This is a genomic window from Aliigemmobacter aestuarii, assembly GCF_004799285.1.
In the GTDB taxonomy this organism is placed as follows: domain Bacteria; phylum Pseudomonadota; class Alphaproteobacteria; order Rhodobacterales; family Rhodobacteraceae; genus Aliigemmobacter; species Aliigemmobacter aestuarii.
In genome coordinates this window covers 149125-163577 of record NZ_SSND01000004.1, presented here as the reverse complement: position 1 = coordinate 163577, position 14453 = coordinate 149125, and the positions used below count along the sequence as shown (strand labels likewise).

General features: G+C 68.3%; 10 protein-coding genes. 7 read left to right on the top strand and 3 right to left on the bottom strand.

Annotated elements, in window-relative coordinates; translation table 11 throughout:
* Nucleotides 1–75 precede the first annotated feature (75 nt).
* Together ftsY and E7811_RS14385 are read right to left on the bottom strand one after the other, a co-directional pair.
* The gene (gene ftsY, locus E7811_RS14390) at nt 76–1353 is read right to left on the bottom strand and encodes a signal recognition particle-docking protein FtsY (RefSeq protein WP_136395365.1); all 1278 of its coding nucleotides are present in this window, start codon (nt 1351–1353) and stop codon (nt 76–78) included.
* Between the two features lie 104 nt (nt 1354–1457).
* Nucleotides 1458–2105 (bottom strand): lysoplasmalogenase, encoded by a 648-nt coding sequence (locus tag E7811_RS14385; RefSeq protein ID WP_136395364.1) that lies wholly within the window; start codon nt 2103–2105, stop codon nt 1458–1460.
* Between the two features lie 117 nt (nt 2106–2222).
* Between E7811_RS14385 and E7811_RS14380 the strand changes: the two genes are divergently transcribed.
* The 3 genes from E7811_RS14380 to E7811_RS14370 all read left to right on the top strand — a co-directional run bounded on the left by E7811_RS14380 (nt 2223) and on the right by E7811_RS14370 (nt 4152).
* The gene (locus E7811_RS14380) at nt 2223–3245 is read left to right on the top strand and encodes an alkane 1-monooxygenase (RefSeq protein WP_136395363.1); all 1023 of its coding nucleotides are present in this window, start codon (nt 2223–2225) and stop codon (nt 3243–3245) included.
* 92 nt (nt 3246–3337) lie between these two features.
* The gene (locus tag E7811_RS14375; protein ID WP_136395579.1) at nt 3338–3739 is read left to right on the top strand and encodes a hypothetical protein; all 402 of its coding nucleotides are present in this window, start codon (nt 3338–3340) and stop codon (nt 3737–3739) included.
* Nucleotides 3736–4152 (top strand): hypothetical protein, encoded by a 417-nt coding sequence (locus tag E7811_RS14370; RefSeq protein WP_136395362.1) that lies wholly within the window; start codon nt 3736–3738, stop codon nt 4150–4152. Before E7811_RS14375 ends, E7811_RS14370 begins: the two co-directional genes overlap by 4 nt.
* A 58-nt stretch (nt 4153–4210) precedes the next feature.
* On the opposite strand, the gene xseA is transcribed toward E7811_RS14370, so the two are convergent.
* Nucleotides 4211–5797: an exodeoxyribonuclease VII large subunit gene (gene xseA, locus E7811_RS14365; RefSeq protein WP_136395361.1), complete on the bottom strand. Its 1587-nt coding sequence runs from the start codon at nt 5795–5797 to the stop codon at nt 4211–4213.
* Nucleotides 5798–5990: 193 nt separating this feature from the next.
* Between xseA and purD the strand changes: the two genes are divergently transcribed.
* The 4 genes from purD to E7811_RS18365 all read left to right on the top strand — a co-directional run bounded on the left by purD (nt 5991) and on the right by E7811_RS18365 (nt 14410).
* The gene (purD, locus tag E7811_RS14360) at nt 5991–7253 is read left to right on the top strand and encodes a phosphoribosylamine--glycine ligase (RefSeq protein ID WP_136395360.1); all 1263 of its coding nucleotides are present in this window, start codon (nt 5991–5993) and stop codon (nt 7251–7253) included.
* 167 nt (nt 7254–7420) lie between these two features.
* The gene (locus E7811_RS18370; RefSeq protein WP_136395359.1) at nt 7421–9652 is read left to right on the top strand and encodes a calcium-binding protein; all 2232 of its coding nucleotides are present in this window, start codon (nt 7421–7423) and stop codon (nt 9650–9652) included.
* Nucleotides 9653–9822: 170 nt separating this feature from the next.
* Nucleotides 9823–12063 (top strand): calcium-binding protein, encoded by a 2241-nt coding sequence (locus tag E7811_RS14350; protein ID WP_136395358.1) that lies wholly within the window; start codon nt 9823–9825, stop codon nt 12061–12063.
* 199 nt (nt 12064–12262) lie between these two features.
* Nucleotides 12263–14410 carry a calcium-binding protein gene (locus E7811_RS18365; protein ID WP_136395357.1) on the top strand — a complete coding sequence of 716 codons (2148 nt, stop codon included), beginning with the start codon at nt 12263–12265 and terminating at the stop codon, nt 14408–14410.
* The last annotated feature ends 43 nt before the right edge of the window (nt 14411–14453 follow it).

Genomic DNA, 14453 nt, shown 5'->3' with positions numbered 1-14453 from the left:
CGAGGCCGCGGCAGGGGGCTGTCTGCCCCCCGCACCCCCCGAGGATATTTCCGCCAGAATGAATCAAGGCCGGGATCACCCGTCCAGACCGACCAGCGCGCGGGCGAAATCCTGAGGATCGAAGGGGGCGAGATCGTCGATCTGTTCGCCCACCCCGATCGCATGGATCGGCAGGCCGAACTTGTCGGCCAGCGCCACCAGCACGCCGCCCTTGGCGGTGCCGTCAAGCTTGGTCATCACCAGGCCGGTCACATCGGCCAGCTTGCGGAAGGTCTCGACCTGGCTGATGGCGTTCTGCCCGGTGGTGGCGTCGAGCACCAGAAGCGTGTTGTGCGGCGCGTCCGGGTCCTTCTTGCGGATCACGCGAACGATCTTGGCCAGTTCCTCCATCAGGTCGGCGCGGTTCTGAAGCCGGCCGGCCGTGTCGATCATCAGCAGGTCGGCGCCGTCGGCCTGGGCGCGGGTCAGGGCGTCGAAGGCAAGGCTGGCGGGGTCCGATCCTTCCGGGGCGGTCATCACCGGGACGCCTGCGCGCTGGCCCCAGACCTGAAGCTGTTCGACGGCCGCGGCGCGGAACGTGTCGCCCGCCGCGATCACCACCGATTTCCCGGCGGCGCGGAACTGGCTTGCGAGCTTGCCGATCGTCGTCGTCTTGCCCGAACCGTTCACGCCCACGATCAGCACGACCTGCGGGCGCTTGGGATAGATCGGCATCGGGCGGGCGACCGGTTCCATGATCCGCGCCACCTCGTCGGCCAGCGCCTTGCGGATCTCGGTCGCGGTGACCTTGCGGCCCATCCGCCCCTCGGCCAGGTTCGCCGCGACCCGGAGCGCGGTGTCGACGCCCATGTCGGCCTGAATCAGCAGTTCCTCGAGGCTTTCGAGCATCGCGTCGTCCATGACGCGGCGCGGCTCATCGGCGCGGGGTGCCGGTTTGGCGGCATCCTCGCCCTTGCCGAAGAGACGGCCCAGAAGGCCGGGGCGCGCGGGTTCGAGGGCGGGTTCGGGTGCCGGTGCGGGCGCAGGTGCGGGCGGGCGTGCCGCCGGGGCGGCCCCGGTTTCCGGCGCAGCCTGGGCTTCGGGAACAGGTGCCGGGGGCGCGGGCGTTTCCGGCTGCGGCGCCAGTTCGGACGGGGCGGCCACTGGCGGGAGCTCGGACGGGGGCGCGGACGGGGGCGCGGACGGGGGCGCGGACGGGGGTGCGGGCGGGGGCGGGGGCGCGGCGGTCTCGGGCAACCGCTCCGCTTCGGCCGGGGCGTCTGCCGGGGCTTCGGCCACGATGGCGTCGAGTCCCTCGGTGATCTTGTCCGAAGACCGGAACATCCGGTCGCGCAGTTTCTTGAAGAAAGACATGGCTTCTCCGGTCGGCGCCGCGTTTGGATGGGGCTTTGGTCGGGCGGGGCTTTCCCCTCCCCTAGCCAATTCGGGCAGGCGAGGGAAGGCCCGACGGGCCGGGGTCAGCCGAGCGCAGGGCTTCCGGCGAGGATCGCGGCCTGTCCGGACCAGTAGACGGGCCACAGCGCCACCGACAGGGCCGCGCGCAATCGCGGGCGGCGCGCGACAAAGATCGCGACGGCGAGCAAGAGGTCCGAGACCACGAACAGCACAGCCCCGCCGACCGCGAGCCCTGGCGAAAGGCCAAGCGCGGCCCAGAGCATCAGGCAGATCAGCGCGACATAGGCGCGCACCGGCCACAGAAGCACCCCCGTGTGACGGGCCAGCCAGAATTCGGTCGAAAGGCCAAGCGCCACGACCGCGAGCGTCGCCGCCCAGCCTGGACCGTCGGCAAACCCGCCGGACGCGGCGAGGAACATCGCAGCATAGGCCAGGTGGCCGATGCCGAAGGCCGCCATGCCGGCAAGGAACGCCCGCTCGCCCGGACGCGACAGGAACCAGTCGCCAAGGGCCCCGAAACCTGCGCCGACCAGCGCCGGCACCGGGCTGCCGATCGCCACGCCCCAAAGCACGAGACACGCGACCGACCCGGTCTTGATGGCCGATCGCAGGTGCGATTCATCAGGCGAGACCCGCCAGGTCCAGACAAGGCCATAGGCCAGCATCAGCGCGGCGGCCACCCAGAGTGCGGGATGATCGAGGTGCGGCACCGTGCGGTTCTTCCTTTTTCTTTCGGGGGCTGGCCCCGTGCGGGCGTCATGCTAATCTGCATTGCCATGCGATACCAGTTGCCCCGCCGTTTGCCGCCCCTTGTCCTCCGCTCGCCGATGGCGCTGTTTGCCGTCGCATCGCTGACCCCGCTGCCCCTGCTTGTGGCCGGGGTCCTCTGGGGCGGGCCCTGGGTTCTGGGCGGGCTTGTCTATGTCGGCCTCTTCGCGCTGCTGATGGATCAGGCGATCCCCCATGTCGCGCCCGACGCGCCCGAGGGGGCCGAGTTTCCGGTCGCCGATGCGCTGCTGGTCCTGCTTGGCCTTGCGCATCTGGCGGCCTTTCCGCTGGCGGTCTGGGGCATAGCGGGCGACAGCGGCCTGACTGGCGGGGAACGCGTGGCGCTGTTCTTCGGCTGGGGGATGTTCTTTGGCCAGATCTCGAACCCGATGGCGCATGAACTGATCCACCGGGGGGACAGGTGGCTGTTCCGGCTGGGAATGGCCGTCTATACCTCGATGCTGTTCGGCCACCACACGAGCGCCCATCGGCACGTCCACCACCGCCATGCCGCGACCGATGCCGACCCGAATTCGGCGCGCCGGGGGGAAAGCTTCTGGCGGTTCCTGCCGCGCGCCTGGATCGGATCGTTCCGGGCGGGCCTCGGGGCAGAGAACGCGCTGCGGGCGAAGGGCGCGCGGGGCCTGCATCCTTACGCGATCTACATCGGCGGCGGTCTGGCGGCGCTGGCGCTTGGCGCTGTGCTGGCCGGCGGGGCGGGTGTGCTGGCCTGGGCGGGGCTGGCGCTTTATGCCTCGTCGCAACTGATGCTGTCGGATTATGTCCAGCATTACGGTCTGCGCCGGGCCATGCTGCCCAATGGCAAGCCCGAACCCGTCGACGACCGCCATTCCTGGAACGCGCCGCACTGGTTCACCTCGGGGATGATGCTGAACGCGCCGCGCCATTCCGACCATCACGCGCATCCAGCGCGTCCCTATCCCGCGCTGCGCCTGCCGCCACCCGACCGCGCGCCCTGGCTGCCCTATCCCTTGCCGTTCTGCGCCGGCGTGGCGCTGATCCCGCCCTTGTGGCGGCGGATGATGCACCCGCGCCTGAAGCGGTGGGAAACGAAAGCGTGAGGCGGGACGGGCTTCCGTTCGGCGCAGGATTGCGGCACCCTTGCCCGAGACAAGAAGCGGAGACGCCCGTGCTACGCCCGATCCCGGTCCTGATGTCGCTTGCGCTGTCGGCGGTCTTGCTGGCGCCCCTTCCCGCAACGGCGACGGGCGCGGAAACGCCGCTGACCGCCGAGGAATTCGAGGCCCAGGTGACCGGGAAGACGATCACCTATGCCTCGGGCGGGATGGTCTATGGCGCCGAGGAATACCAGCCGGGGCGCAGGGTGCGCTGGTCCTTCGCGGGCGGCGAATGCCAGGAGGGTATCTGGTACCCCGAGGACCGGTTCATCTGCTTTGTCTACCGCGAGAACCCCGTGCCGCAATGCTGGACCTTCTTCCGCGAGGGCGATGGCCTGCGCGCGCTGTTCAACGACACGCCCGGCGATACCGAACTGACCGAGGTGCACCGGACCGACCGGCCGCTGGTCTGTGCCGGGCCGGACGTTGGCGTATGAGGATCGTCCGCCATGCGACCCGGCCCGCGCTTACGGCGCTTGTGGCGCTGCTGCCGGGTGCTGCATGGGCCGAGGACCGCCCCGCCCTGTCCGCCGAGGCCTTCGAAGCGCTGACCGAGGGCCGCATCATGGATCATTTCGAGGCGGGCGGCCGCTATGGCGCCGAGGAATACCTGCCCGGACGCCGCGTGATCTGGCAGGATGCCGAAGGCTGCATGACAGGCCGGTGGTTCGAGGCGGGCGGGCTGATCTGCTTTGTCTATGACGGGCAGGAGGGCAGCTGGTGCTGGACCTATCACCCCGACGCGGAGGGCTTGACCGCACGGCTCGATGGCGACCCGGCCGCACGGCCGATCCTGCTGCGGCCATCCGCCCTGCCCCTCAGCTGCCCGCAGGAAAGCCCGCTGTCCTGACAATCGTCCCGACCCGCCGCGCCCCCCGGAGATGCCGTTTGGGGCACCACGCAGGGTGTCAGAACAGGCTGCCCTGATCCGGGCCTCCGCCGCCGTCGGACTTGCGGGACCGCCCCGCCGGGGGCGCAGCCCCCTTGACCGGAACCGCTGCCACGCGCCCATCGGCGAATTCGATGTCCAGCGCCACGGCCCGCGCAGCCCCCGCCGCCGAAGTCACGACCGCGCCATCGGCCCGCACCACGGCAAAGCCGCGTTTCAGCGTTTCGGCATGGCCCAGCGTCTGGCGCGTCCGGTCCAGCGCCGCAAGCCGCTGCGACAGCACCTGAAGCCGCGCCCGTGGTGCCGCGTCAAGCCGTGCCTCAAGCGTGGCAAGCCTTTGCCGGCCTTCGCGGGCGATCCGCGCCTGATCCCCGATCAGCCGGGCCAGCGCCGGGGCCAGCCGCGAGGCCCATTTGTCGAACCGGGCATGGGCGTGATCGGTCCGCCTCTGGACTGCGGACTCCAGCCGCGCAAGGCGCGCGGTCACCGCCTCGCGCCGCCGGTCCAGATAGCCTGCCAGCGTTTCGGGGCGAAGCCGCCCCGCCACCGCCTCGAACCCCGAACGCTTGCGCGCCGCCATCAGCCCCAGCGCGCCCGCCAGCCGCCCCTCGGCCGCATCGAGCCTTTGCCGCGCCGTACCCGTCAGCGACTCGGGGCGGGGCAGAGCCCGCGCGAGGTCGCGCATCCGCTGGCCGCGCAACTGGAATCCGCGCGCCAGCGCCTGGCTCAACCGCGCGCCGAGGGCATCGTTCGTGGCCAGAAGTTCCAGCCGGACCGGAACCGCAAGTTCCGCCGCCGCCGTGGGCGTGGGCGCGCGCAGGTCGGCGGCGAAGTCGATCAGCGTGGTGTCGGTTTCATGCCCGACTGCCGAAATCAGCGGGATCGGGCTGGCCGCCGCCGCCCGCACCACGATTTCCTCGTTGAAGCCCCACAGATCCTCCATCGACCCGCCGCCGCGCGCCACGATCAGCACGTCGGGCCGCGGAATCGGCCCGCCCGGTTCAATCGCGTTGAAGCCCCGGATGGCGGCCGCCACTTCGGGGGCGCATTTCTCGCCCTGAACGGCCACGGGCCAGATCAGAACATGGCGCGGGAAACGGTCGCGCAGGCGATGCAGGATGTCGCGGATCACCGCGCCCGAGGGCGAGGTGACAACCCCGATCACGCCCGGCAGGTAGGGGATGGGTTTCTTGCGCGCCGGATCGAACAGCCCTTCGGCCTGCAGCGCGGCACGGCGCTTTTCCAGCATCGCCATCAGCGCGCCCGCACCTGCGGGGGCCACATCCTCGACGATCAGCTGATACTTGGACTGCCCCGGAAAGGTGGTCATCCGGCCGGTGGCGACGACCTCCATCCCCTCTTCGGGGCGGACCTGCATCCGCGCCACCTGCCCTTTCCACGATACGGCGGCGATCACCGCGCGGTCATCCTTCAGGTCGAAATAGAGATGCCCGGACGAGGGCCGCGACACGCGCCCGACCTCGCCACGCACGCGGACTAGGCCGAATTCGCCCTCGATCACCCTCTTCACCGCCCCGGACAATTCCGAAACGGTGTATTCGGGCTGGTTGCCCGGCGCGGGCGCTGTGTCTTCGAAGATGTCCATCGGGCCTCCCTCAGCCCGTTCAGGATAGGAGGACGCGGACACGAGGGAAAGAGACGGAGTTTTGAAAACTCCGTCTCTGAGCCTTGGAAGGCTCAGGCCCGATTTCTTCGCAGAAATCGGTGCCGGGTGCTTGTCAGGAAGCCCCCCCCACCCTATCAGGCGACGCAATCCAACCGGACGCAGGGGGCGGCAGATGAACATCCTCATTCTGGGAAGCGGCGGACGCGAACACAGTCTTGCCTGGGCCGTTGCCCAGAACCCCAAATGCGACCGGCTCATCGTCGCACCGGGCAACGCCGGGATCGCGGCGCTCTGCGAGGTGGCCGATATCGACATCCTCGACCGGCGCGAGGTCGTCACCTTCTGCGAGGAGAACGCGATCGACTTCGTCATCGTCGGCCCAGAAGCGCCGCTGGCCGCCGGCGTGGCGGACGCGACACGCGGCGCCGGCATCCTGACCTTCGGCCCCTCGGCCGAGGCGGCCCGGCTTGAGGCCTCGAAAGCCTTTACCAAGGAAATCTGCGATGCCTGCGGCGCGCCCACGGCGGGATATGCCCGATTTACCGATGCCGCCGCGGCGCGGGCCCATGTGCAGGCCCATGGAGCGCCCCTTGTCATCAAGGCCGACGGGCTGGCCGCAGGCAAGGGTGTGATCATGGGCATGACCGAGTCCGAAGCCCTGGCCGGGATCGACGAGATCTTCGGCGGCGCCTTCGGTGCGGCCGGCGCCGAGGTGGTGATCGAGGAATTCATGGAGGGCGAGGAGGCCAGCTTCTTCATCCTGTCGGACGGCGAAAGCGCCCTGCCCGTCGGCACCGCGCAGGACCACAAGCGCGTGGGCGATGGCGACACCGGGCCGAACACCGGCGGGATGGGCGCCTATTCCCCTGCCCCGGTCCTGACCGAGGCGATCCAGCGCCAGGTCATGGACGAGATCGTGATGCCCACGATCCGCGCGATGGCACGGCGCGGCACGCCCTATCAGGGGGTGCTTTATGCCGGGCTGATGATCAAGGACGCGCGCGCGCGGCTGGTCGAATACAACTGCCGCTTCGGCGATCCGGAATGTCAGGTCCTGATGATGCGCCTTGGCGCTCAGGCGCTGGACCTGATGCTTGCCTGCGCCGAAGGCCGTCTGGGTCAGATGCAGGTCAACTGGGCCGACGATCACGCGCTGACCGTGGTCCTGGCCGCCAAGGGCTATCCCGGCACCCCTTTGAAGGGGACCGAGATCCGGGGCCTCGACACCCTGCCCGAGGACAGTTCCAACATGGTCTTTCACGCCGGAACCCGGTCCGAGGGCGGGCGCATCCTCGCCACTGGCGGGCGCGTCCTGAACGTCACGGCGCGCGGCGCGACCCTGGCCGAGGCACAGGCCCGCGCCTATGCGATGGTCGACGCGATCGACTGGCCCGAAGGCTTCTGCCGCCGCGACATCGGCTGGCGCGCGCTGTAGGCAGGCGCGGTTTCATCGCAAGAACCCCCAACAGGCGCCGTCCCGCTTTCGGAAAAGCCTGTGATGCTTGACAGGTTTCTGGTTTGGCCTGATCGTCACCGTGACGGCGAGGCCAGTCTATCCGCCCGCCGGTTGGTTATTGTTCGTATCGTGCGGAGACGAGTTCCATGTCTGCATTTCCCGCTACCCTTCCCTCTGTCGATCTGCTGATCAACTCCACCACCGAATTCGGCCAGGAGTTCTTTTCCGGATCGCAGAAATCGACCGTTACCGCGCTGGCCGACGGTCGGTTTCTGGTCACCTTCATTGACATTGGTGACCTCAGCGACCCCAATTTCCTAAATATCAGGGTGCGCATCTTCAACGCGGATGGCACCGCCGCTGGCCCTGATTTCGTGGCCAACACGACGTTGGCGGGCGGGCAAGATTTTCCGGCCGCAACCGCGTTGTCCGATGGCGGGTTCATCCTGACATGGCGCGATCAGAACAACCTGCCGGGCATTGACCCCTTGGGCGGGATACGCGGGCAGCGCTTTGATGCCGATGGCGCGGCCGTGGGGGCGGAATTCATCATCCCGGATGTGCGCACAGACATTCAGACGCTGCCCTCTGTCGAGGTGCTGAGCAATGGCAACCTTGTCTATGTATGGCAACATAACGGGGCCGGGACCGATGATGATTCCATCGGCATCCGCGCCCGGATCGTCACCCTGACAGGAAGTGTCATCAAGGCCGATTTCCAGGTCAACAATTTTACCGACGACAGTCAGAATGGCCCCCAGGTTGTGGCCCTGCGCGATGGCGGCTTCATGGTGGCCTTCGCGGATCGCTCCATCAACTCAGGCCCCGGCGACAGCGAGATTTCCGTTCGGTTCTTTCAAAACGACGGCACGCCGGTGGCCAGCCAGTTTCGGGTCAACACCACGACGGCGGGTCAGCAGGTAAGGGCACAGGCCGCCCAACTGGAGAACGGCAATATCGTCGTCACCTGGCTTGATACGACCACTTTCGACCTCGTCGGCCGGATCATCACAACGAACGGCACGCCGGTCACAGACGAATTCGCGATCAATACCACCACCTTCGGCTCCCAGCTTGGCGTCAAGGTGACCGCCCTGCAAGATGGTCACTTCATGGCCGTCTGGGGGGATGACGGCGTGGGCGACGGCAGCGACGGCGCGGTGCGTGGGCAGATCTTTTCCGCGACCGGGCAAAAGGTGGGGGGCGAGGTCATCCTGAACTCGATCACCACCGGCACGCAGAACAACCCCAGCGTTGCCACATTGTCCGACGGTCGGGTGATGGTCGTCTGGATGGATCAGTCCAATACCGCGCCCGATACCTCTGTCACTGCGATCCGGGGCAAGATCATCGACACCCGCACCGCGGCTGTTGACCTGACCGGCACCGCGCTGGACGATGACTGGTTCGGCACAAGGTTCAACGACACGATGGCGGGCGGCGCGGGCAATGACACGCTGCGCGGCGATGGCGGCAACGACCTGCTGGATGGCGGCAGCGGGGCCGACAGCCTGCTGGGCGGCGCGGGCGACGACACCTTCATCGTGGACAATGCGGGCGACCGGGTGATCGAGACGGCGAATTCCGGCGTTGACCGGGTGCTGGCGGCGCTCTCCTGGACGCTGGGTGCCGATCTGGAGACCCTGACGCTGACCGGCAGCGGCAACCTGAACGGCACGGGCAACGGGCTGGACAACCGGATTTCCGGCAACGCCGGGCAGAACCGCCTTTCGGGCGGCGGCGGGCAGGATACGCTGACCGGGGGTGGCGGTGCTGACACGCTGGTCGGGGGTGCCGGCAACGACGACCTGCGTGGTGGCGGCGGGGCCGACCTTCTGCGCGGGCAGGCCGGAAACGACCGGCTGTCCGGCAGAGTTGGTGCCGACCGGCTGGAGGGTGGCGGAGGCCGCGACAGGCTGGATGGCGGCGGCGGCAACGATCGGCTGAAGGGCAATGCGGGGCGCGATGACCTGAACGGCGGCGCGGGCCGTGACCGGCTGGACGGCGGCGGTGGCCGCGACAGGCTGGACGGTGGCGGCGGTAATGACGTGCTGATCGGCGGTGCCCTTGGCGACACCATGACCGGGGGCGCGGGACGGGACACGTTCCTGTTCCAGTCCCGCGCCGAAACCGGCAGCGGCGCCGCGCGCGATGTCATCACCGACTTCCGGTCGGGCATCGACAGGATCGACCTGTCGGGCGTCCTGAACGGCGGCGAGTTCATCGGCAACGCCGCATTTTCCGGCGAGGCCGGACAGCTGCGCTATCGCCCGGGCGATGCCACGCTTTACGGCGACATCAACGGCGACGGTCGTGCGGATTTCCAGATCCGCCTGGCCAACGCCCCCGCAATCTCGGAAGCCGACTTCATCTTCTGATCCCGCCCGCGGCCTGACGGCTTTTCCGATCCGGGCCGACGGCGGGCGGGCGGGACTGTATCACGATCCCTCTTCACGGATGGGTCGAATCAGACCAATATCGGCTGGATTTTTCAGCCTCGCGGGGGGGTGCATTTGCCCCCGCAGTCACATTGTATGGAGTGGTTTCCGTGACGTTAACGTTCTTTACGCCCGATTTCGGCATCAACACCCTTACCACCGGCAATCAGTACAACCAATCGGTCGCGGCCCTGTCGGATGGCCGTTTCATCGTGGTCTGGATGACCTATGACGGAACGGTGGACGGGTCTGGCACCTCGATCCGCGGACAGATCTTCCTTGCCGACGGATCGCGATCCGGGGTCGAGTTCCAGGTGAACACGACCACGACGAACGACCAGTCGCTGCCGACGGTCACTGCGCTTGCCAACGGCGGTTTCTTCGTGGCTTGGGGCGATTACAGCGCATCGCCCGACGATACATCGGAAGACGCGTTGCGCGGCCAGTTCTTTGATGCGAACGGCACGATGATCGGCCCGGAACGGCTGATCCCGCAGTTCACCGATGGCTACCAGAGCTTCAGCCAGGCGACACGGCTGGCCAATGGCAACATCGCGGTTGTCTGGGAACACGACGGGATCGGTGAAATGCCGGAGGATCCCGAGGCCGGCATCCGGGTGCGCATCATCCGGCCCGACGGCACCTTCGCCAGCGCCGATCTGGGGGTGAATACGGCTACGTTCGATAACCAGTATGACCCAAGGATCACGGCACTGGCCGATGGCGGGTTCTTCATCGTCTGGCGGGACTTCAGCGCCACCGCCCCGGACACGAACGGACAGGCGGTGCGTGGCCAGCGGTTCGACGCGGACGGCACCAGGGTCGGCCCCGAGCAGGTCATCAACCAGGTCATCGTGGGCGCTCAATCGCATCCGGATGTCGGCGAACTGGCCGATGGCCGCATGATCGTGGTCTTTCAGGATGGCAGCGGCACCGGCGGCGACACATCCCCCGCGGCGATCAAGGGAAGGTTCCTTGGCGCCGACGGAACCCCCACCGGAAACGAGATCCTGATCAACACGACCACGGAAGGGAGCCAGGTCTTCCCGCGTGTCATCCCCCTTCTGGACGGCGGGTTCTTCGTCGCCTGGGTCGACTTCAGCAATGCCGGCACCGACCTGACGCCCGGCCTGATCACCGGCCAGCGGTTTGACGCGAATGGCGCGAAGGTCGGCCCGGAGACCCGGTTGAACACCCTCACCGATGGTTTCCAGAGTGGAATCGAACTTGCCCTGCTGGCAGATGGCCGGATCGTCGTCACCTGGGACACAAGCGCCCCGACGCCGGACGATCCGGACGGCTATTCCATGCGGGCACGCATCATCGACCCGCGGACCTCGGCGGTGGACCTGACCGGAACCGACCTCGCGGACGACTGGTACGGCACGCTGTTCAACGACACGATGGCGGGCGGCGCGGGCAACGACACGCTGCGCGGCGAGGGCGGCAACGACCTGCTGGATGGCGGCAGCGGCGCCGACAGCCTGCTGGGCGGCGCGGGCGACGACACTTTCGTGGTGGACAGCACCGGCGACCAGGTGATCGAAGCCGTGGGCGCGGGCACAGATACGGTGCGCAGTTCCGCCAGCCACACCTTGGGCGCGCATGTGGAAAACCTCGTCCTGACGGGCAGCGCGGATCTGAACGGCACAGGCAACGCGCTTGGCAACCGCCTGGGCGGCAACGCGGGTGAAAACCGGCTGGCCGGTGGAACGGGCAATGACACCCTGCTGGGCCGCGCCGGCGATGACCGCCTGATTGGCGGCACAGGCAAGGACCTTGTCCGCGCGGGCCGCGGCGACGACCGGGTTTCGGGCAACGGCGGGCGCGATGTCCTGAACGGCGAGGCCGGGCGCGACCGGATCGCTGGCGGCGGCGGAAATGACCTGCTGTCGGGGGGTGCGCAGAACGACACGCTTCTTGGCGGCAGCGGCAACGATCGCATGTTCGGCGGCACCGGACGCGACCGGTTGCTGGGTCTCGACGGGCGCGACCGGCTGGAAGGTGACGGCGACAATGATGTGCTGATCGGCGGCCGGGGCGCCGACACGATGTCGGGCGGTGCCGGGGCGGATGTGTTCCTGTTCCGCAGCGCCGCCGAGGTCGGCAGGATCGCCGGGCGCGACGTGATCACCGATTTCCGGTCGGGCATCGACAGGATCGACCTGTCGCGCGTGATGCCGGACGGCACCTTCATCGGCAACGCGGCCTTTTCCGGAAGCGCCGGTGAACTGCGCTATGGTGCGTCCGACGCCACCCTCTACGGCGACATCGACGGAGACGGGAATGATGATTTCCAGATCCGCCTGTCGGGCGCGCCGTCGATCACTTCGAACGATTTCATCTTCTGAGGCGTCGCACGCCACCCTGATCGGCCTTTCCGCCGTGCAAGAAAGCGGGCCTTCCGCCGCCAGAACCGGCGAAGGGTCCGCTATGGTCGGGTTTTTCTTTCAATTTTCCCGATTGCGCCACATGATGCACCATGCGCTTTCGGGGCAAGGGTCGGGGTGACGGATCGCCCCCGCCCGCCCGCTGTCATGAGTGGACCAGATGACGATCACCTTCTCGTCGCCCGAGATCCTGGTGAATGGTGCGATTGCAGGCGACCAGAACCTGCCCTCGGTCGCGGCGCTGGCCGACGGGCGCTTCATCGTGGTCTGGGAAACCTCGGACGCCTCGATCGATGGCTCTCTTCAGGCGATCCGTGGCCAGATCTTTCATGCCGACGGGTCGCGGGCGGGGGCGGAATTCCTGATCAACACCACCACCGCGCAGGGCCAGCGCAGCCCTTCCGTGACAGCCCTGCGGGATGGCGGGTTCGTCGTCTCGTGGGTCGATGACAGCGCCACCCTGACCGACCCGACCGACCGCGACCTGCGCAGCCAGGTGTTCACCCCCGCCGGCGGGCGGATCGGCGCCGAACTGACGATCCCCTTCTACACCGCAGGCTCACAGGCCGCCGTCGACATGGCCACGCTTGCGGACGGACGGATCGTGATGGTCTGGGAACATGCCGGGCCGGACGATCCGGATGACGACTATTCCAACGGACTGCGCATGCGGGTCGTGAACGCAGACGGCACAGCCGCCACGGCGGACCTGCCGGTCAACGGGATCTACTTCGGCAACCAGGACCGGCCGCGTGTCACCGCGCTTCCGGATGGCGGCTGGTTCGTGGTCTGGCAGGACGACAGCGGCCTGACCGGCGATCTGAGCGGGCAGGCCATTCACGGCCGCCGCTTTTCCGCCAACGGCACCGCCCTGGCGCCGGAAATCCTGATCAACGCCACGACCGCCAATTCGCAGATGTCTCCGGCAGTGACGGCATTGCGCGACGGCCGGATCGTCGTTGTCTGGGACGACATCAGCGGCACGGGCGGCGATGCCCAGGGCAGCGGCATCAAGGCGCGCATCCTGTCGGCAGGGGGCACAGCAGAAGGAACCGAGATCCTTGTGAACACGACGACCGCAGGCAGCCAGACACGCGCCTCGGTCACGGCTCTGGCCGACGGCGGGTTCCTTGTGGCCTGGGTCGATGTGAACGGGCGACAGGGTTCGGGCGATGTGATCGTGGCGCAGGCCTTTGCCGCCGACGGAACACGGATCGGCGCGGAAACGGTCATCAACACGGGCACTGCCGGGGCGCAGCTGAACCCGATCGCGCGCACGCTGGCCGACGGACGTGTGGTCATCACCTGGGAAGATTTCAGCCAGTCGCCTGACGATCCTTCGGGCTGGGCCGTCCGCGCCCGCATCGTCGATCCCCGGGAATCCGGCATCGACCTTGCGGGAACCGCGCGGGGGGATGACTGGTTCGGAACCGGCTTTGCCGACCGCCTGCGGGGCGCGGGCGGCAATGACACGCTGCGCGGGGCGGCGGGCAATGACCTGATCGATGGCGGGTCGGGCGCGGACCGGATGATCGGCGGCGCGGGAAACGACACCTACCGTGTGGAAAACACCCAGGACCGGGTGATCGAAAGCGCCGGTGAAGGGCGCGACTTGGTGCGGGCCTCGGTCAGCCACAGGCTTGCCGCCCATGTGGAAAACCTGGTGCTGGCCGGCGATGGCGCGTTGAACGGCACGGGCAACGCACTGGCCAACCGCATGACGGGCGGGACGGGCGACAACCGCCTGAACGGTGCCGCGGGAAACGACGTGCTGCGCGGCGGGGCGGGACGGGACGTGATCCTTGGCGGTCTCGGGCGTGACACCCTGTCGGGCGACCGGGGCCACGACCGGCTTGCAGGCGCGGGCGGTGCGGACCGTCTGACGGGCGGCGACGGCAACGACACGCTTCGGGGCGGCGCGCGGGACGATGTCCTGATCGGAGGCAAAGGGCGCGACCGGCTGCAAGGCGACGCCGGACGCGACCTGATGATCGGGGACCGGGGCGCCGACAGGATGACGGGCGGCGCGGGGGCCGATACCTTCCAGTTCCGCACCCTCGCCGAAACCGGGCGCGGCGCGGCGCGGGACGTCATCACCGACTTCCGACCGGGCGAGGACAGGATCGACCTGTCGCGCCTTCTGCGGGACGGGGAATTCATCGCCGCCCGCGCCTTCACCGACACGGCAGGCGAGGTGCGCTACAGCGACGGGATCCTTCAGGGCGATATCGACGGCGACGGGGGCGACGATTTCCAGATCAGGCTGACGGGCCGCCCCGCGATCTCGGCGGACGACATCCTCTTCTGACGATCTTCAGGGCCGGTGGGCAACGGCCAAGACCTTGATGGGA

Coding starts and splice junctions, on each gene's coding strand:
- E7811_RS14370 (WP_136395362.1), top strand. CDS start 3,736: ATGAGGATCGTCCGCCATGCGACCCGGCCCGCGCTTACGGCGCTTGTG.
- purD (WP_136395360.1), top strand. CDS start 5,991: ATGAACATCCTCATTCTGGGAAGCGGCGGACGCGAACACAGTCTTGCC.
- E7811_RS14375 (WP_136395579.1), top strand. CDS start 3,338: ATGTCGCTTGCGCTGTCGGCGGTCTTGCTGGCGCCCCTTCCCGCAACG.
- E7811_RS14380 (WP_136395363.1), top strand. CDS start 2,223: ATGGCGCTGTTTGCCGTCGCATCGCTGACCCCGCTGCCCCTGCTTGTG.
- xseA (WP_136395361.1), bottom strand. CDS start 5,797: ATGGACATCTTCGAAGACACAGCGCCCGCGCCGGGCAACCAGCCCGAA.
- E7811_RS18365 (WP_136395357.1), top strand. CDS start 12,263: ATGACGATCACCTTCTCGTCGCCCGAGATCCTGGTGAATGGTGCGATT.
- E7811_RS18370 (WP_136395359.1), top strand. CDS start 7,421: ATGTCTGCATTTCCCGCTACCCTTCCCTCTGTCGATCTGCTGATCAAC.
- ftsY (WP_136395365.1), bottom strand. CDS start 1,353: ATGTCTTTCTTCAAGAAACTGCGCGACCGGATGTTCCGGTCTTCGGAC.